Source organism: Staphylococcus sp. 231237_7MaSpsaltlick (assembly GCF_043107035.1).
On record NZ_JBICNX010000002.1, the window covers coordinates 389,454 to 408,467 of the forward strand.

A 19,014-nucleotide genomic window follows, 5' to 3' on the forward strand; every position below is an offset into this window, starting at 1 on the left:
AAAACAGTATATTTATAACCATCTTTACATTTATATTTATTGTAGTAACTAACTATTTTCTTTTTGAAAATCATAATTTAATGGCGGTAATTTTCACTAAAATGTATAAGGCCTAATTCATCGTATAAACGACAAATTAGACTTATATAATCTTAGACGAACGCGCCCTTTTGTTGAATAGGAACTTGTTTTAATTTATCAATGAATTTATGAGAACATGACATTCTCGCTGTTTGGTCCGAGTGTTTGACCAGTATAAGCATTTCCATCTGGGTCAGCAGCTAAAAATACTGCAGATGCAGCAACTTCTTCTACTTTTGCGAAGTGTGGAAGGGCTAAATCTGACTTTTTATTATTTTTGAAGTTTCCCGATACTGAATCAAACAGCTCTGCTTCAGTTGGACTAGGGGCAACACAGTTAGCCGTAATACCATATTGTCCGAGTTCAAGCGCTATAGACTTTGCAAACCCAATAACAACTGCTTTGGCTGCGGCATAATGACTCATATTAAGCGTACCTATCTGTGCGGTTTGGTATGTGATATTAATAATTCTTCCTGATTTTCGGGAAATCATATGTGGCGCAACACTTCTTGTTGTTAAGAAGGCGCTGCTCAAATCAATATTTATCATCTTATTCCACATTTCCGAAGTCATATCTTGGACTGGGCTTTCGCATACCATTCCAGCATTGTTAACTAGAATAACGATTTTGCCAAATGTAGCTATAGTTTTATCAATAAGTTCTTTTTCTGTATTTTCATCTGTGGTATCGCCTTTTGTAACAATAACTTTTGTATTATTAATATTTTTAAGTTCATTGATGAGTGAATCAATTTCTTCTGAATCCATTCTATAAATATTAAGAGATAGCTTAGCACCTTCTTTAGCATAAGATTTTGTAATTCCTAATCCAATTCTTTTTAGTTTTACTCTAATTTCCTTGTTATATATTTTGGGTTATTGTAAATAACAGCACATCACTTGACTGTGTAATATCAGTTAAAAACAAAAGCGTTTATACCTATACGGGGTATGTGTTATATTATAACCATAATTACTATAATATTTTCGTAAATAGGGGGACTTAATTTGAGAAATAATGGAGAAGAACATAATCTTAATCATGAAAATCACATGAATCATTCTAATCAAATGCATCATGAAGCACATGAACATCATGATCACCATGAAGCGTATAGTCATCATAATGGGCACGAACATCACCATCATGGCAATTTTAAAGTTAAATTTTTTGTCTCACTCATTTTTGCAATACCTATAATTATTTTATCACCAATGATGGGGGTTAAATTACCCTTTCAATTCACATTTCCGGGCTCTGAATGGGTTGTCTTAATACTTGGTACAATTTTATTCTTTTATGGTGGTAAACCATTCTTATCTGGTGGAAAAGATGAAATTGTTGCGAAAAAACCGGGTATGATGACCTTAGTTGCTTTAGGTATTTCGGTAGCTTACATTTATAGCTTGTATGCTTTTTACATGAATAACATTAGTAGTACGCCAGGCCATACAATGGACTTTTTCTGGGAATTAGCTACATTAATTTTAATCATGTTATTAGGTCATTGGATAGAAATGAATGCTGTAGGAAATGCTGGGGATGCTTTGAAGAAAATGGCAGAACTCTTACCTAATAGTGCCATTAAAGTCATGGACAATAACGAACGTGAAGAAGTTAAAATATCAGATATCAAGATCGATGATATCGTAGAAGTGAAAGCTGGAGAAAGCATTCCAACAGATGGTATGATTGTTCACGGTCAAACATCAATAGATGAATCATTAGTCACAGGGGAATCTAAAAAAATACAAAAAAATCAAAATGACAACGTCATCGGCGGTTCTATTAATGGGTCCGGAACGATACAAATGAAGGTTACAGCTGTAGGAGAAGACGGCTATCTTTCTCAAGTTATGGGGCTAGTTCATCAAGCGCAAAATGATAAATCTAGAGCTGAATTGTTATCAGATAAAGTAGCGGGTTATTTATTCTACTTTGCCGTAAGTGTCGGCGTAATTTCTTTTATCGTATGGATGCTTATTCAAAATGATGTTGACTTTGCACTAGAACGACTCGTAACTGTATTAGTCATTGCTTGTCCACATGCTTTAGGCTTGGCGATACCTTTAGTTACTGCACGTTCTACTTCAATCGGTGCACATAATGGTTTAATTATTAAAAATAGAGAGTCTGTAGAAACAGCTCAATATATTGATTATGTAATGATGGATAAAACAGGCACTTTAACTGAAGGTAATTTTTCAGTTAATTATTATGAAAGCTTTAAAGATGACTTAAGCAATGATACAATATTAAGTCTTTTTGCGTCATTAGAAAGCCAATCTAATCATCCATTAGCCACAGGTATTGTGGATTTTGCGAAAAGTAAAAATATTTCATATGCTAGCCCGCAAGAAGTTAATAACATTTCAGGTGTAGGATTAGAAGGTAGCATTGATAGTAAAAAATATAAAATAACCAATATCTCTTATCTAGATAAATATAAATTTGAATATGATAACGACTTGTTTGTTGAATTAGCTCAACAAGGTAATTCAATCAGTTATTTAATTGACGAGCAACAAGTCATTGGCATTATCGCTCAAGGAGACCAAATTAAAGAAAGCTCAAAACAAATGGTAGCTGATTTATTATCAAGAAATATTACACCAGTTATGCTTACTGGTGACAATAATGAAGTAGCGAATGCTGTTGCAAAAGAATTAGGTATTAGTGATGTACATGCACAACTAATGCCAGAAGATAAAGAAAGTACCATACAAGATTATCAAAGTAACGGTAAAAAAGTAATGATGGTTGGTGACGGTATCAACGACGCGCCGAGTCTTATAAGAGCCGACATTGGTATAGCAATTGGTGCAGGCACAGATGTTGCAGTCGATTCAGGTGATATAATTCTCGTTAAAAGTAATCCATCAGATATTATCCATTTCTTGACCCTTTCAAATAATACCATGAGAAAAATGGTTCAAAACTTATGGTGGGGAGCAGGATACAATATTGTTGCTGTACCTTTAGCTGCTGGTGTTTTGGCATTTATCGGCTTGATTTTATCACCTGCAGTAGGTGCCATTTTAATGTCACTAAGTACGATTATCGTTGCAATTAATGCCTTTACACTGAAATTAAAATAAAAGATAGGAGCGTTACTATGATTAAAAAATTAATTTTTATTATATTAGGCTCAATGTTAGCGTTATCTGCATGTTCAAATAGTGATGAAAAAAATGAAGACACTAAAGACCAAAAGAGTGAGAGCCATATGAAACATAATGATGAAAGTAAGGCTCCTGAAGATATGACATCAACTGACCAAGGTAAGTTTAAACCAGGTGATAAAGTGACTATTACAGCTGGGCATATGCCTGGAATGAAGGATGCAGAAGCCACAGTAAAAGGCGCTTATAAAACATATGCCTATGTTGTAACTTATAAACCTACAAATGGAGATAAAAAAGTAAACAATCATAAATGGGTCGTAAATGAAGAAATTAAAGATGCCCCAAAAAATGGGTTTAACAAGGGCGATACTGTTAAATTAGAAGCAGATCATATGCCTGGCATGAAAGGTGCGACAGCGGATATAGATGATGTGAAAGAGACCCCTGTTTACATGGTTGATTACAAACCTAAAGATAATGGAAAAACTGTCAAAAATCATAAATGGCTGACCGAAAATGAATTGAAAGCACGTTAATAGTTTAATTCTTGAAGGTGAAATGGTTAGAGATAAAATATTAGTAGGGATTACTGTTATTTTAAAACTAACCCAATATTCTTTATATAAGAATTATATATTCTCCTTAATCAATAGTTTAAATAACTTACTATTGTAAAGGAGAATATTTTTTATGAATATTTAAATTATAGGAAGTCTTAACAGAATAACAATTTTATTGAAAAACTGATTATAACTTTAATGGCTTGAGTTACATATCTAGAAAAACCGCAACATCAACTGATAAGCAGAAGCGTATCATAAATAAAACTAAAGCTAGTGTATATTAGGAGGATTTATGGTAACTAAGAAGTAACATTATCTCCAAAGGTGTTTATTAAAACATTTTTTAGAAAATCAAGGTATAAGGTGAATGTCTATATTCATCAAGCTACAAACTATTTAAAATAAACTATGAGAATACTTCTGCTGCAAAATACGCATATGAAAACAGAAATACTAATGATAATATTTTAAAACGTAAATTAAAAATTTATGAATCAAAAGCTTGTTTAATAGTTAATTATATATTAAAAAATACGAATTCTGTCGAACTATTAGCGCTCAATTATTTAAAGCAACAAAAAATAGATGATTTTTTAGTGAATTAGATAAGTTGGTTGAGAAACAATTAACTAAATTTAATTGATTAAAAATGCGTAAACAAGGCTTTTTACAAAAAATGTTCATTTAGGTTCTTGTAACAACCTATTATGTTAATCATTAAGTATATCTTTAATTAAAAAATATAAATTTTATAATTTTTAAAAAAATATTATAGGTGATATGCTTGTTTCATACTTTAAAGAAAAGGTGATTTAGATGACAGTTGCTTTAATTACGGGCGCAAGTAGTGGAATTGGTTTTGAAACAGCTAAAATGTTAGCAAAAAAAGACTATCGCGTTTATGCTGTTTCAAGAAATATAAAAAACATGCAAGCTTTATTAGCGTATAATGTTAACATAATTCAATTAGATATAACAGATTATAATGCAATTCATGAAGTTGTTAATCATATCTTAATCCGAGAGGGACATATAGATATTTTAATAAATAATGCTGGGTATGGATCCTATGGTGCTGTTGAAGATGTTTCTATTGAAGAGGCAAAAAGACAATTTGAAGTGAATTTGTTTGGTTTATCAGAATTAACAAGAGCTGTTATACCTTCTATGCGTGAACAAAAAGCAGGAAAAATTATTAATATCTCGTCTATTGGGGGACGTATACCTAACTATTTTGGAACTTGGTATCATGCATCTAAATATGCATTAGAAGGATATAGTGAAAGTTTACGGCTAGAGCTTTCTGATTTCGGTATAGACGTTATTATTATTGAACCAGGTGGTATAAAAACGGAGTGGGGAACGATTGCAGCTCAAAATCTTAAATCAGTTGCAAAAGGGGGCCACTATGAAGAAAAAGCTTTAAAAATGGCACAATCAATGATTAAACAGCAATCTCTCAACATACTCTCACATCCATCTGTAGTAGCAAAAGTTATTATTAAGTCCATTGAAAAGCGTCATGTACAAGCGAAATATGTCACAGGATTCATTGCTAAACCACTTATCATTTTACATGCGATATTACCAATCAAATTATTTAATTGGACTTTAAAAAAACAAATATCTAAATAAATTTAGTGAAAAAAATGATGAAATGAGGTAGCAAAATATATTTGCTACCTTATTTTTTAGAAATTATTTTTAGTGTGGCTAACCATTTTAGTTAATAAGTTTGAGGTTATTGGTCTCCATTGAAAATCTAATTTTTCGAGTATAAAGTTAGTTTTGTAGTCTAGTGTTTCAAAATGTGATTTGTTAAATAATGTATTGTCTAAAATACCTGTGTGTAGTAAAAAAGTGTTGACCTCATCATTTAACATATCTAATTCAATACATTCTATTAAGTAATCCATAAAATCATTCCAATGAACATCTTCAATATAATTACCATTTTCGTTATAAATTGACATTAACTTTTTAAATGGTAAGAAATGTGTATTATAAACATGATAAATTTCATTTTGTAACTGATTATTCAATATCAATTTATTACATGCTTGTGCGGCTTTGTTTACTGGCGTAAAGTCTAAATTATCCAATTTCGGATATTTTTGTAATTTCTTGAATGATTTGATGACATTGTAAAAAGCATTGTTTTCTTCATTCTTCTGGAAAATACCTGTTTCAGAATCGCATTGTAGATTACCTAATCTATAAATATTTGTTTGAATACCTTCATCACGGTAAGCAACGAGCAATTTTTCAGCTTCTATTTTACCATCCATATAAACATTGTTTGGTTTCTGACCAATATCAATATCATCTTCTGAGAAAATAACAAACTTCTTATTTTCGATGTTACCTGAAGCAACACTTTTCGTTGACATATGATGAATTTCTTTAGGCTTATTTTCTTTAGCAAATTTGGCTAAATTATTAATTGCGTTAACGTTTGTTTTATATGATGAATTTTCGGTTGCAAAATGATTTACGTTTGCAGCAGCATTAATAATAATATCTACATTATTCGTTAGGTATTCATAAGTATCATTGTCAAAACCTAAACGTTCCATTTCAATATTTCCTTCCACAAAATGAATGCGCTTTTCATATTTTCGTTTTAGTGGAGAATCAAAATAATATAACCAATTTTCCTTTAGTTTCATTTCGCCACTTAATTCTTCACTATTTCTTACCATGATATAAATAGTGAAATCTGTACGGGCAAGTAAATCTTTTAATACATGGATACCAAAATAACCTGTCGCACCTGTTAGTAGCACTTGCTTATCTAATTTAATTATATTTTTATCGATGTTTTTATAATTTTCAGTACTTTTCTCTTTATAATCGTTGATAGCATTCATAAACTCGCTATGAAAATGAGTTTTTTGTTCCCTATTAATGTGTTTAAGTGTATTCAATTTTTCTATGGTATTCGTATCTCCACGTTCAAGTAATGCTTTACTAATACATCTAACTGTTTTTAATTCAAATATATCTTTAATAGATATATTGTATGATCTTGATAACAATGATGTTAATTTGATGGCTTTAATCGAATCTCCACCAATTTCAAAAAAATTGTCCTGTACACTTACACGATTCATATTTAATATTGATTCAAATGCCTCCGCAACTATGCTTTCCATTTTATTACTTGGCTCAATATAAGTTTTACTTTCAACTTTAATTTCAGGTAATTGCTTTTTATCCAATTTACCATTGGCCGTTACGGGTAACTTGTCTATTTGTGTCATGTAAGACGGAATCATATAGGTCGGTAATTTTTCACTTAACTTCGTTTTGATATCATCAAACGCTATTTTTTCGTCTGAGAGTAAATACGCACAAATAGCTAATTCTTCGCCTCCCATTGGTTTAGCAACAACTGTAACGTCTGAAACTTGGTCAATTCGACGTAAAGTATTTTCAATTTCTCCTAGTTCAATACGATAACCACGGATTTTAACTTGCTCATCTATACGACCTAAGTAGCTAATATTGCCGTCGACATTCCACTTCGCTAAGTCACCTGTACGATATAATTTCCCTTTACCAAAGGGATTATCAATAAACCTTTCTTTTGTTAATTGAGGGCGGTTTAAATAACCATCAGTTACACCTACGCCACTAATACAAAGTTCTCCTGGCACACCAATACCCATGAGATTATTATCTTCGTTCATAATATAAGCTTGCGTATTTGCAATAGGTTGTCCAATTGGCACAGCGTCATAAATAATATTATTTTCAAAATCAAAATTTGTGACATCAATCGTAGTTTCAGTGGGGCCATAGACATTGGTTAATTGTGTGTTGTTTTTTTTACCAATCCATTCATTAAATTGATTCACTAATTTTGGTGTCACTGCTTCACCGCCAACTAAAACGTGATTTAAGCTAGAAAGCAAGTGCGCTTGCTTCGTCGACTTGATGTAATCGATAAAAGGAATAAACATCGAGGGTACAAAGACAGCCATTGTTACCTTAGACATTTGGATTAACGAAGTAATTGTTTCTGGGTTGCCTTCTTCACCGGAAGGTAAAAGTGTTGCTTGTGCACCCACTATGGCCCATCCAAATAATTCCCAAATTGACGGGTCAAATGTAAATGGCATTTTAAATAATATATTATCTTTACTATTAATACCAAATCTCTTAATCCTTCTATTGAGATTATTCATAACATTTTTATGTGTTATCTTAACACCCTTGGGTTTACCTGTAGTGCCAGAAGTATAAATAATACACATCACGTCAGATATAATAGTGACATGCGATAAATTCTTTGTGGGTTGTATTGATGTACTATTGTCTTCCTTTAAATTTATAACCGATTGATTAAACTCAATAGAAGTGTCTAAAGCTCTATCTGTTAATAATGTATTGGGCTTACTGTCACTTAAAATATAATTGATACGCTCACTCGGATATTCTGGATCAATTGGGACATAGGCGCCACCTGCTTTTAAAACACCATATATCCCAACTATCATTTCCAAATTACGATTCGTCATTACACCTACTAAGCTATTCGGTTTAACGCCATCACGTCGTAATTGATGCGCGAGTTGGTTCGCTTTAACATTTAACTCACTATAACTGAGACTATCAGCTTCGTAAGTAACCGCCGTTTGATTAGGTGTTTGCGCTACTTGATTTTCAAAGCGTTCCACAAAGGTTTGTGTGTTGTTTAAATTCATCTCTGTGTTGTTAAATTCGTTTAATATAGTTCTTTTCTCATCTTCACTAATTATCTCTATGTCTTTAATTTGCTTATTTGGATTTTCTATTGCTGTTTCTATAATTTTCAACATAAAATTATGTAAATCTGCAATTTCTTTCTCATTCACAACAGCGACTTGATAATCATAATCTATAGCTAAAGAGTTATCCCTATTTCTATTACTTATACTTATAGCTAACGAAGTATTGTTTGAGCCATTATCTAGCCATTCGTCTGAATAACCATTTTCTATAATTTTCGAATCATATTGCTTGTTTTGAAAAGAGACCATACAGTCTAATATTCCAGATTTACTCCCGTTATCTTCTATAATCTTTCTATAAGGATATTTTCTATGCTTTAGTAAATTAAAACTTTCGTATTTTGTTTTGGTTAGTAAATCAGAAATAGAATTATTACTAGAAACATCTACTATAATAGGCAAGGTTCTTGAGAAAGCGCCAGTGAGTTCTTTTTCCATTTTTTTATTTCTGTTATGCATTATTGAGCCAACTGAAATTTTTTCTGCTAAAGTCTTTTTATATTTTAAAATAATCATGGCAGTAGTAAATAAGTTGCTAATACTTATATTATTTTTTTCACAAAATGTCAGTAATTTAACTGTATATGCATCAGTTAAATTAAAACTTTGCCTGTCTCCTTGAGCACAGTTTGTTGCGTTTTTTTTAAATAATTCGTTATCTTCTAAATTTTCTAATTTTTCTATCCAAAATTGTTTATCTTTTTTAAATCTTTCCGAATTTTTATATTTTAATTCTTCTCTAACATGATCAAAATATGAAGGTTCCAATGTTTCTGTTTTAGTGCCATCAATTAAGTAGTTACAAATTGTATTCACTGCTATCGTCATACTCCATCCATCTGAGATAACATGATGTTGTAATAATAATATCGCAGTTTTTCCTTCTGGTAACTTTATTATTGTAAATTCAAACAAGTCACTATTTATGGAAAATATGTTTTTGCTCACTTGTACATCTATCCAATGACGATATTCTTCTTGATCATTGGTAAAATCAACAACATTAAAATTTTTATCTTTATGTTCACTAATATATTGTTCATATTCTGAATTTTCTTTTTTAATTTTAATTCTATAACTATCGTGATTTTTTATTAAATTATTTAATGCTTTTTCAATTTCCGATATCGTCACTTTATTTTTAATGTTAACAATTCCCGCTATATTATTGATACTAGTATTTTCGTAATATTCTTGTAACTGAATAATTTCGATTTGTGCATCTGATAAAGGAACTTTTTCCATAATTAAACCTCCAACAATTTATATTCTAAGGTTAACATATTTCCAAAGAAATTTAATGTTTAACATTTTGTTTTGATTAGTAATAAAGAAATAATAAATGAAAATATATAAACATAATAAATTTTTTGGAAAATGGTGGTTAAACAACTCAAAATAAAATTATCTATGTTCGAAATCTCTAAATGATAATATAAGTTAGAAGGTCATCAAAAGGATTAAATCTTTAATAAAACCAGATTATAAGCTCATTTATACAAGCAAAATTGGGTTTGAAAAGTGTATGGGTGATTGGTATTAATGCTATTTGCGCAAGATTTCCTTAAGGGATTAATATAGCAAATGAACTTCGGGTAAAATAAAAAAGTATTAGTTACAAAAGCAAAAACATTATCAAAACGACTTATTACATTGATGGAAGCATATGTATATTATACGGGGAGGTTACCGGTACTTTTTAATAGATATAGCGAAGATGAAATGAATTTTATAGTAAGTAGTGTTAGGTTTAGATGGGAATTAAATATTATTCTATGTATTATTGTATATGAAAAACAATAAATGTTTAATTAAAACAAAAAAATAAAGTTTATATTTTTAAAGAAATATTATGGGTGATATGATAGTCTTATATTTATAATAGGAGGGATGTTATTAGGAAAAAGCTTAAATAATCTGCACAAGGAAGACACTATGAAGTAAGGGCATTAAATGATTATCTGTTTTTATTCAATATTACCATTTAAATTATATACTTAGATTTTAAAAAGACTAATATCAAAATAATTTATGATAGGAGCGACATTGAATGTTTACTAAAAATCTAACATCTGCACAAATGAATTATGTAATGGGTGAATTAACTTATCGTAATACAAGCCGTTACAGTCTTTCCTTTTTATTACATGCTGACAATTTTTACTCTTATGATGCTATAAATAATGCGTTAAATAATCTTGTTGAAAATTTTGATGCATATAGAATTCATATAACTACTGAGCAGGAAAGCCCAAAACAATATATAGAAAAATTTGAATTCCAATACTTCCCATTAGTAGAATTTCAAGACGCTAAGCAATTTGAAAATTGGATTAATGGACAAAAAAATAAATGCATATTTGATTTTAATCAAGATTTATACGAGTTTAAAATCGTGAAAAAACCTGATGGGAACCATTCTATTTTCTTCTTACATCATCACACCATTACGGATGTTTGGAGCATAACTCATACAGTTAATTATATAGCTAAAACACTTATTGGTCAGAATATGGAGGATAATTCATATTCTTATATAAGTGCAGTGGAAAATGAACAACAGTATGTAGCATCGAAACGTTTTGAAATTGATAAAAACTATTGGACTAATAAACTATACAATTATGAAATTGTTAGTTATTTACCGATATTAAAAAGTACAGGTTATACGTCATTAAGAAATTCATATCATCTCAATGAATATGAATTTAATCTACTTCATAAAATATGTAGTGATTTTTCAATTAGTATTAGTACATTGTTTATGTCTTTAGTACACTTATACATCAGTAAATTATCGAGTAGAAATAAAAACTCAGTAGGTTTAATGTTACATAATAGAAGTAGTGAAATTGAAAAATCAATTTGTGGTTTGTTTACCAACGCTTTACCATTAATTGTTGAAATAAATCCAGAACAATCTGTTGAAACGTTTATAAATTTAGTTAAAAAAGAGAATTTCAGTCTACTAAAGCACAGAAAATTTCCTAGTCATTTATTAGTAGAAGAAATGAAAGATAACAATCCATTAGCCTTAGTTGATTGGATAATTTCGTATCAAAGTGTGAAGTATGATAGTGAAATCACAAAAGCAGGTTTTAATGATGAATGGTTAATAAATAAAGAAACTGTTTTCAATACATTAAATATACATCTTAGTGATAGAAATAATAAAAACACATTGCATATCGATTATGATTTTAACACGCGGTATTTAAGTGCTTCAGCCGTTGAACACATACACCATAGCTTAATGAAAATTTTAAGTCAATTTCATAATAATCACGACGCATGCTTAAAAGACATAGAGGTTGATGTCATTTAAGAAATACATTAAGTAAAATTATATTTAATGGTTAATCATTCTTAAGATTTATTATTTCATTTCTTGAAAACGTATATTGTTGGATGTAATCCTTTAAGATTTAAACTGTATTTTTTCTGCAAAGAAAAATCTAAAGTATTTGCTAATGATACAATATTATTCCATCCTTCTAATAAAATAACTACAGTGCCTTCGTATGATAAAACTCTATATATTTCAGTCAGTATTTCTGAATTTATTTTATTTGTTTCAGAACCAAAGGAGATTTGTCTCCCGAAAGGGATGTTTGTTACAACCTTCGGAATAGATGTATTAGCAAAGGTTGATTTACAAGTATCCCACTGGTTCACTTCTGCAGGGGAATCTATAAGATTATCTTGAGCTACGTCAATAGCTTCCGAATCAATATCTTCTCCACCTATATAAGTAAAGGGATAAGCTAGCCTTTCTGTTAATATTGTTCCAGCCCCACAACAAGGGTCGAGAAAGACATTTTCAGCTTGCGGGTCTGAAAGTCATACCATAGCGTGTGCTACTGTTGGTAATAGCGCAGCTTTATTAAAACTTCGCTGCTTTTGCCTGAAACGATAGGTTGCATCTGTTAATCTTATTGAAAAAAGCGCATTATCGTCAATTATGTCTAATCTAAACTCTATATCATGATTTTTAGATGTGCCTATCTTTCTATGTGGATACCTTTTCTTTATTCCTTCTATGGTTTTGTTAGCAACCTCAAATCGAGTATAGTTATGTGAACCGGATCGACTAACATTCACATAAAAAGACCCTTTTCTTAAAAAAGGTTTTAAGTATAAATCATACACATATTTTTGTAAGCGTTGTAGGCTAGATCTTTGTTTACTAACTTTGAAATGTGTAATAACTTGATATAAATTATCAGCTAATTTTAGAGTCTTTAAATAATCTATATTTAAATTAGAACTAAAAAATACTTTCCCTTTCTCTAGCTTTTTTATCTAAGTAGCTGATAGCTTTGTATTTATCTCTTCAAGAAGTACTTATTCTAAACCTGTTAATACAGTTGCAAAATAATTGTTCATATATTTGGAGTTTAACTTGTTAAAATAGTAAGTTAGAAACCCGTCCCTCCTTTTAATGTAAAATTAGCAAAATAGGGGTTAGATTACTCGACAATCTGTATATAATATTTTCTGATATGAAAGTAATAAAAATCGACTATTCCATAGCACCTTTAGCGCAATCTGCAATTCGGCCAACTGCAGAACTTTTTAAAATTATATTATGGTTAAAGTTTGAAAATGCTCCAAACAAATGAAGTGAAATATTGTAAGGCTATAAATCTAAAAAATAGCAAGAAAGTATAAAATTTTAGAACAACAAAGCCACTTACGAGTACTGTAAGTGGCTCAGAACATAGATAAACCTTAGGTGATAGTTCGCCTAAGGTTTATTTATATATAATGGTAGATATTTTATAACCTTCTAAAATTAATAAGTCATAGTGAGTTAGTTAGAAAAATTAAAACAACCAAATAATAAATATTTAATATATTATAACAATTTATTCATATGCTAAGTAAGGAAAAAAGCCTTTTAAAAATTGTTCTGTAGCTGGCATGAAATAAGAACCAAAATGATAATCCGGATCTAACGTGGTAATAATCCAATGACCATGGTATTGAGAAGTTTGTTCATACATCACAGCGCCACCACTTGTTGACCCAATTAATATTTCAGCATCTTCTGGTGGCCAAAACACGCCATGTTGATGCCATGTGCAATCATTTAGCGTAATGTAACGTGCGAATAATGAATGATTCGGTGCTGATAAAAGCAAACCACTATCAGCATTCTCTTCTAACCACCACCAAAAGTTTGTAGGTCTAAATTCCCAATTTTGATTTGGCAGCCAATCGTTGGGTTGTGGTCCAAATGCGACAACAGTACCTCCAGATTGTGCGAAATCATGAATTTTATCGACACTTTTTAATAATAAAGGCTGGTTTAACTGTGAAGGCACGATTAATATATCAAGCATACTAATGTCTGCTTCTAAAAAATCTGGATGGTAAATTAATTGGTCTATAAATTGATGAAACTTAGGTTCGTGGAATGTACGATAATGTGACTCATTTCCAGAATATATAACCCCTATTTTATTCATTAACTTTGCCTCCTTGTAATGATATGATTTCTTGTTTTAACCAAGTTGTAAATTGATTAGAAATATAATCAGTTGTTTTATTTTGCGCTGTGTATGCTAAAAGTGAACGCCCCGCGTGTATAAAGAGTGTGCCTTTTGTTGAAGTTCTATCTACATAGGTCACAACATGTCCGTTACGAAATGTTAAGTGTATTTCATGTTCAGGTTGCGTTTGGTAATGGCCTCTTGCAAAGAAACCAGCTACACCTTTATTAAATGTCATGTCGTTAGTATCGACATTGGCATAGATAGAGGAATCACTGTTTGGATATAGCGAATAATCACTGAAATGATTAATATGTTCCGGCATAAATAAAGCAATTTTCGGCAAAAATGGTCTAAATAAGTGCCCAAAAAAGACAATGACTTTTTTAGCGTTCAAATAGTCATCAATCAAACGCTTATGACAATACAAATATTCTTGATCTACGAAATTTGGAATAATAATTGCATCAAATTTAAAAATATCTAATTTGTGAAATTCATATTGAGGTATATACTCTACAGTTATTTCTTTGTCTATATCATTTTCTTTATTAATACCAAATGCATGCTCAGGGTCGATGTGACCAATTAAATAAGTCATTAAAAACATCCTTTTATAATTAGTTTCTTTTTTGAAATAACATTTTTGATGATGATTAATTTTTTAAATTGAAATTGAAATTGATAATCATTATCGTTAAAATAGTTTATATATTATAAAATACGCATAAATATAAAATTTAGCAAGGGAAGTAGAAAAATGAATAAAATCGCATATTTAGCAATAGACATCCAATTTTCGAGACTTACAGAATTAGATCGTCTAAGAGGGCTCGTGTTTTTAAATGTATACGACTTGCCAAACACCAATTTAAATATATTTGATGGCGTGATTATTTCAAACCATATCGATGAGCCTTATTTATTGGCACAAGACGACATATTACATGACTATATAAACCAAGGCGGAGTGATTTTCACATTAGTGGAAAAATCTTTACCTTGGTTGAATTGTGTATCGAATTGGAAAAGGTCTTCCATCTCGTTAAAAGATCGAGCTTTAGAAGTGAAAGCAACGGATAATGGGCTTTTTGAGAATATTAAAGTAAAAGATTTGGAATATAGACGAGGCGTGCGGGGTTTCTTTTCAAGAGGTTATTTTGAAACAGTTCCTGAGCAAGCAAAAGTGTTAATAACGGATCAAGAACAACAACCTATTGTTTATGTAGACCGAACACATAAAGGAACGATATATGCAGGTGCTGGCACCGATATGTATCGTATCTATACATACGAAGACAACACTTCAAATCAAGTGGGGCTACAGATGTTAAATGCCATACGTACAGAAGCATCGAGAATTAGGGAGGATTATCAACATTGAATATAGCTTTGATTGTTAATGGGACACCATACCAAAATAGATTTTTAGAAGAACAGGAATTTAAGTATTTATATAATGACGTGATACATATTAGAACATTAAGATCACACGATTTAAGTTGCTATGACACAATTTTATTATCGTGTCGGCTAGATATTCAATTACTGAAACAACATAGACAATTATTTTTAAATTTTTTAAAACAAGGTAAGCGGCTAGTGATTTTTGGAGAAGTATTGGATCAATGGTTTCCTCACATACATTGGGAAGATTCTGAAGTGAATTTCAGTTGGTGGGTTCGACCCAACGGCGACCTCCCGTTAAACCCTGATTATCAAACGCATAGTTTATATGAATATTTGAAAGTGGATGATATGAAGTGGCATTATCACGGCACGTTCGCTCCACCAAATGGCGCGAAATCATTATTAAATACACCAGAAGGACGGTCTATTTTTTATATTGATGATGTCAATTTCAATGGCGAGTTAATCGTAACGTCTTTAGATCCAATGTTTCATATTGGACTTGGATTTATTAATCAAGCTAAGCCATTTTTACATGGTTTAGGACAATGGCTAAGAAGAGGAGATAATCAATGAAGAAAAAATATAGTATCCTAACTGGGATTGTATTATCAGCTACATTACTTACAGCATGTAATTCAAATACGACAGCTACGAATTCAGAAGATAAAGAATTAACAAAAGAAGAAAAAATAGTGAAAGACCAAACAAATAGAGAAGTGAAAATTAAAAAAGATCCAGACAGTATTGTAGTAGGAGGTATCTTGCCATACTTTTCTACTTGGTTTGTAGGGACGAACTCTACAAAAGAAATTAAAGGCATACATCCTAATGCGTATAACGCTGCAGAAAATTCTATACTTTCTAAAATATCGCCAGATATAAAAAAAGCGTCTACAGAGTTTGTGAAAAATGGCGATGTGAATATAGAAGAACTGTCTAAAATAAACCCAGATGTCTACTTTGAAAATGCTACGGAACAGAAAACCTTAGATAAAGTTGCGGAGAGTGGCATACCAACAATGGGGTTGCAGACAATCAAGGTAGAAGACGCTGACCCTTTAGCTACGTTTAACAGCTGGTTAAAAGTCACTTCAGATATTAAAGGTGGTAAGACGAGTGATAGAACTGAGAAATTTATGAAAGAGGGAGAAAAATCGCAAAAAATGATTGATGATGGGCTACAAGACACGAAAAAATCAGACAAACCCAAAGTTTTATTCTTACATCAACACACAGACAACTCTATCGTCGTTGGTGGCGGTAATTTCTTTAGTGAAAAATGGATAGAAGCAACTGGTGGTATCGATGTTGTCGGTGATGATGGGGTTGATGGTCAAAAAGAAGTTAATATGGAACAAATTTATAAATGGGATCCAGATAAAATCTATATTACGAATTTCACTGAGACCCAGCCTAACGATTTATTGAAAAACAAAGTGTCTGGTCAAGATTGGAGTCAAGTCAAAGCAGTTAAAGACAAAGCGGTCTATAAGGTGCCTTTAGGTATCTATCGTTGGTTCCCACCAAACGGGGATGCGCCGTTAATGCTTAAATGGATGGCACAACATAATCACCCAGATAAATTCAAATATGATATGAAAGATGAAATAAAATCATATTACCAAGATTTTTACGACTATAAATTATCAGACAGAGATGTTGAGTCTATTTTACATCCTTCTTCTGATGCTGCGAAGTATTAAGGAGTTAACTAATGAAGAAATCAAAAATATTATTATTAATTTTTTTACCACTTGTGGTAGCCATTATTTCACTCGGAGTAGGAAGAGTTTTTATAGACCCTATTACCATTATTAAAATTTTAACATCACAAATTATTCCTATAGAAGAAACATGGGCACCAGTACAAGAAACGGTAGTGATGAATGTTCGTTTTCCAAGAATATTATTAGCTTTATTAATAGGGGGTGGATTGTCTATATCTGGTGCGAGTTTTCAAGGTATGTTTGGTAATCCTTTAGTTTCACCAGACATATTGGGTGTTTCAGCAGGAGCTGGATTTGGAGCATCTCTAGGTATATTGTTTTTTGGTAACACTTTTGGGGCACAAATATTAGCTTTAGCATTTGGATTATTGGCGATACTGTTTACGTTTTTTGTAGCAGGAAATCAAAAAAATTCTCCAATCTTTATGTTTGTGCTCGCAGGTGTCATTACATCAGCATTGTTTAACGCGCTTATTTCATTAATGAAGTTTGTAGCTGATCCAGAAGAGAAATTGCCCGCAATCACATATTGGTTAATGGGAAGTTTAGGGACAGCAACTTATAAAGATTTATATATTGCCGCGCCAATTATTATCGTAGGAGTACTCATACTGTATACACTACGATGGAGGCTAAATTTACTCACGTTACCAGAAGATGAAGCTAAATCTATGGGTATTCCTGTTATAGCTTTAAAATGGGCAATCATTGCAGGCGCAACGATAATCACAGCAGCTACGGTAGCAGTAGCGGGTATCGTAGGATGGGTTGGTTTAATCATCCCACATATTGCACGTATGTTTGTAGGTAACAATAATCAATATGTGTTACCTGTGTCACTTGCTATTGGTAGTACATATCTATTAATTATTGATAACTTAGCTAGAAGTTTAACAGCTACTGAAATTCCATTATCTATATTAACTGCAATTATTGGCGCTCCATTTTTTGCATACTTATTACGCCGTATGGGAGGTTCGTGGTAATGCACTTAGAAGTAAAAAAAGGCAACTTTCATTATAAAAACAAACCTTATTTATATAAAGAAGATGTGAATTTTAAATTGGCTCCTGGCGAGGTCTTATCAATTTTAGGGCCGAATGGTGCAGGAAAAACAACATTGTTAAAATGTGTTATTGGACTGCTAGATTGGACGGATGGCGAGACGTTTATTGATAATGTTCCGTTAAATGACCTGAAGAAAAAAGAATTGTGGAAGAAGATTGGTTATGTACCTCAAGCTCAAAAAATGACTTTTGGTTATACGCTCTTAGAACTTGTGATTATGGGAAGAGCGCCATTTATAAGTGCTTTGGCACAACCTTCGAAAAAAGATGAAACAGCCGCTATAGAAGCACTAGAGACTGTTGGTATTCAACATTTAGCCAATCAATCATGTAACGAAGTTAGCGGTGGAGAATTACAGTTAGCACTTATTGCAAGAACACTTGTATCGAATCCGGAATTATTAATACTAGATGAGCCTGAATCCCATTTGGATATTCAAAAACAGATTACAATTTTACAAACGATACGTAAACTATCCAAAGAACAAGGTATATCATGTATTATTAATACACATTATCCTAACCATGCATTTTATCTTTCAGATAACGTGATTATTACTGGAAAAGAAAAAGGTATTATCTTTGGAAAAACAGCTGATGTCATGACAGAAAAAAGAATGAAACAATTCTTCGATGTCGATTTAAAGAAACTATATTATGAAGATCAAGACGTACGACTTGAGACATTGGCACCTATGGATTTAGGTATCCAGAAACGCGAAATTTAACATGAATAATCATAATAATATTTAATATGTGAAACT

The 19,014-nt window shown here is 31.4% G+C and carries 14 protein-coding genes and 1 pseudogene; 9 read left to right on the forward strand and 6 right to left on the reverse strand.

The window, feature by feature from the left end:
- Positions 1-207: 207 nt before the first annotated feature.
- The gene (locus tag ACF91D_RS04890) at positions 208-954 is read right to left on the reverse strand and encodes an SDR family NAD(P)-dependent oxidoreductase (protein ID WP_392436661.1); all 747 of its coding nucleotides are present in this window, start codon (positions 952-954) and stop codon (positions 208-210) included.
- 138 nt (positions 955-1,092) lie between these two features.
- Here ACF91D_RS04890 and ACF91D_RS04895 point away from each other — a divergent pair, with 138 nt between their 5' ends.
- From ACF91D_RS04895 to ACF91D_RS04905, 3 genes are all read left to right on the forward strand, one after another.
- Positions 1,093-3,183 (forward strand): heavy metal translocating P-type ATPase, encoded by a 2,091-nt coding sequence (locus tag ACF91D_RS04895; protein ID WP_327620869.1) that lies wholly within the window; start codon positions 1,093-1,095, stop codon positions 3,181-3,183.
- A gap of 17 nt (positions 3,184-3,200) precedes the next feature.
- Complete coding sequence (locus ACF91D_RS04900; RefSeq protein ID WP_069793291.1) at positions 3,201-3,746, forward strand: DUF1541 domain-containing protein; 546 nt, start codon at positions 3,201-3,203, stop codon at positions 3,744-3,746.
- A gap of 843 nt (positions 3,747-4,589) precedes the next feature.
- On the forward strand, positions 4,590-5,408 hold the full coding sequence (locus ACF91D_RS04905; protein WP_039067894.1) for an oxidoreductase: 819 nt from the start codon (positions 4,590-4,592) through the stop codon (positions 5,406-5,408).
- A gap of 56 nt (positions 5,409-5,464) precedes the next feature.
- On the opposite strand, the gene ACF91D_RS04910 is transcribed toward ACF91D_RS04905, so the two are convergent.
- Positions 5,465-9,793 carry a non-ribosomal peptide synthetase family protein gene (locus ACF91D_RS04910; RefSeq protein WP_327620868.1) on the reverse strand — a complete coding sequence of 1,443 codons (4,329 nt, stop codon included), beginning with the start codon at positions 9,791-9,793 and terminating at the stop codon, positions 5,465-5,467.
- Between the two features lie 805 nt (positions 9,794-10,598).
- On the opposite strand from ACF91D_RS04910, the gene ACF91D_RS04915 reads away from it, so the two are divergent.
- Positions 10,599-11,873: a condensation domain-containing protein gene (locus tag ACF91D_RS04915; protein ID WP_327620867.1), complete on the forward strand. Its 1,275-nt coding sequence runs from the start codon at positions 10,599-10,601 to the stop codon at positions 11,871-11,873.
- Positions 11,874-11,929: 56 nt separating this feature from the next.
- On the opposite strand, the pseudogene ACF91D_RS04920 reads toward ACF91D_RS04915, so the two are convergent.
- The 4 genes and pseudogenes from ACF91D_RS04920 to ACF91D_RS04935 all read right to left on the reverse strand — a co-directional run.
- Positions 11,930-12,376, reverse strand: a pseudogene (locus tag ACF91D_RS04920) (TRM11 family SAM-dependent methyltransferase); the annotation flags it as partial.
- Positions 12,377-12,388: 12 nt separating this feature from the next.
- The gene (locus tag ACF91D_RS04925) at positions 12,389-12,850 is read right to left on the reverse strand and encodes a THUMP domain-containing protein (protein ID WP_081325031.1); all 462 of its coding nucleotides are present in this window, start codon (positions 12,848-12,850) and stop codon (positions 12,389-12,391) included.
- Between the two features lie 566 nt (positions 12,851-13,416).
- Entirely contained in the window at positions 13,417-14,019 is a 603-nt protein-coding gene (locus tag ACF91D_RS04930; protein WP_392436591.1) for a hypothetical protein, read from the reverse strand.
- The gene (locus ACF91D_RS04935) at positions 14,012-14,644 is read right to left on the reverse strand and encodes a hypothetical protein (RefSeq protein ID WP_327620866.1); all 633 of its coding nucleotides are present in this window, start codon (positions 14,642-14,644) and stop codon (positions 14,012-14,014) included. Before ACF91D_RS04935 ends, ACF91D_RS04930 begins: the two co-directional genes overlap by 8 nt.
- A 159-nt stretch (positions 14,645-14,803) precedes the next feature.
- On the opposite strand from ACF91D_RS04935, the gene ACF91D_RS04940 reads away from it, so the two are divergent.
- The 5 genes from ACF91D_RS04940 to ACF91D_RS04960 are packed head-to-tail and all read left to right on the forward strand — an operon-like array spanning position 14,804 to position 18,978.
- Positions 14,804-15,427, forward strand: a complete 624-nt coding sequence (locus ACF91D_RS04940) for a hypothetical protein (protein WP_039067902.1) — start codon at positions 14,804-14,806, stop codon at positions 15,425-15,427.
- Positions 15,424-16,029: a hypothetical protein gene (locus ACF91D_RS04945; protein ID WP_039067903.1), complete on the forward strand. Its 606-nt coding sequence runs from the start codon at positions 15,424-15,426 to the stop codon at positions 16,027-16,029. Before ACF91D_RS04940 ends, ACF91D_RS04945 begins: the two co-directional genes overlap by 4 nt.
- Entirely contained in the window at positions 16,026-17,159 is a 1,134-nt protein-coding gene (locus ACF91D_RS04950) for an ABC transporter substrate-binding protein (RefSeq protein ID WP_039067904.1), read from the forward strand. Before ACF91D_RS04945 ends, ACF91D_RS04950 begins: the two co-directional genes overlap by 4 nt.
- An 11-nt stretch (positions 17,160-17,170) precedes the next feature.
- Positions 17,171-18,169: a FecCD family ABC transporter permease gene (locus tag ACF91D_RS04955; RefSeq protein ID WP_039067905.1), complete on the forward strand. Its 999-nt coding sequence runs from the start codon at positions 17,171-17,173 to the stop codon at positions 18,167-18,169.
- Positions 18,169-18,978 carry an ABC transporter ATP-binding protein gene (locus tag ACF91D_RS04960; RefSeq protein WP_069793297.1) on the forward strand — a complete coding sequence of 270 codons (810 nt, stop codon included), beginning with the start codon at positions 18,169-18,171 and terminating at the stop codon, positions 18,976-18,978. The genes ACF91D_RS04955 and ACF91D_RS04960 overlap by 1 nt, the downstream gene beginning before the upstream one ends.
- Positions 18,979-19,014 lie beyond the last annotated feature (36 nt).

Bases quoted from the DNA above. Each gene is read 5' to 3' on its own strand.
- ACF91D_RS04900 (WP_069793291.1), top strand. From the start codon at position 3,201: ATGATTAAAAAATTAATTTTTATTATATTAGGCTCAATGTTAGCGTTA.
- ACF91D_RS04905 (WP_039067894.1), top strand. From the start codon at position 4,590: ATGACAGTTGCTTTAATTACGGGCGCAAGTAGTGGAATTGGTTTTGAA.
- ACF91D_RS04910 (WP_327620868.1), bottom strand. From the start codon at position 9,793: ATGGAAAAAGTTCCTTTATCAGATGCACAAATCGAAATTATTCAGTTA.
- ACF91D_RS04915 (WP_327620867.1), top strand. From the start codon at position 10,599: ATGTTTACTAAAAATCTAACATCTGCACAAATGAATTATGTAATGGGT.
- ACF91D_RS04930 (WP_392436591.1), bottom strand. From the start codon at position 14,019: ATGAATAAAATAGGGGTTATATATTCTGGAAATGAGTCACATTATCGT.
- ACF91D_RS04935 (WP_327620866.1), bottom strand. From the start codon at position 14,644: ATGACTTATTTAATTGGTCACATCGACCCTGAGCATGCATTTGGTATT.
- ACF91D_RS04940 (WP_039067902.1), top strand. From the start codon at position 14,804: ATGAATAAAATCGCATATTTAGCAATAGACATCCAATTTTCGAGACTT.
- ACF91D_RS04950 (WP_039067904.1), top strand. From the start codon at position 16,026: ATGAAGAAAAAATATAGTATCCTAACTGGGATTGTATTATCAGCTACA.
- ACF91D_RS04955 (WP_039067905.1), top strand. From the start codon at position 17,171: ATGAAGAAATCAAAAATATTATTATTAATTTTTTTACCACTTGTGGTA.
- ACF91D_RS04960 (WP_069793297.1), top strand. From the start codon at position 18,169: ATGCACTTAGAAGTAAAAAAAGGCAACTTTCATTATAAAAACAAACCT.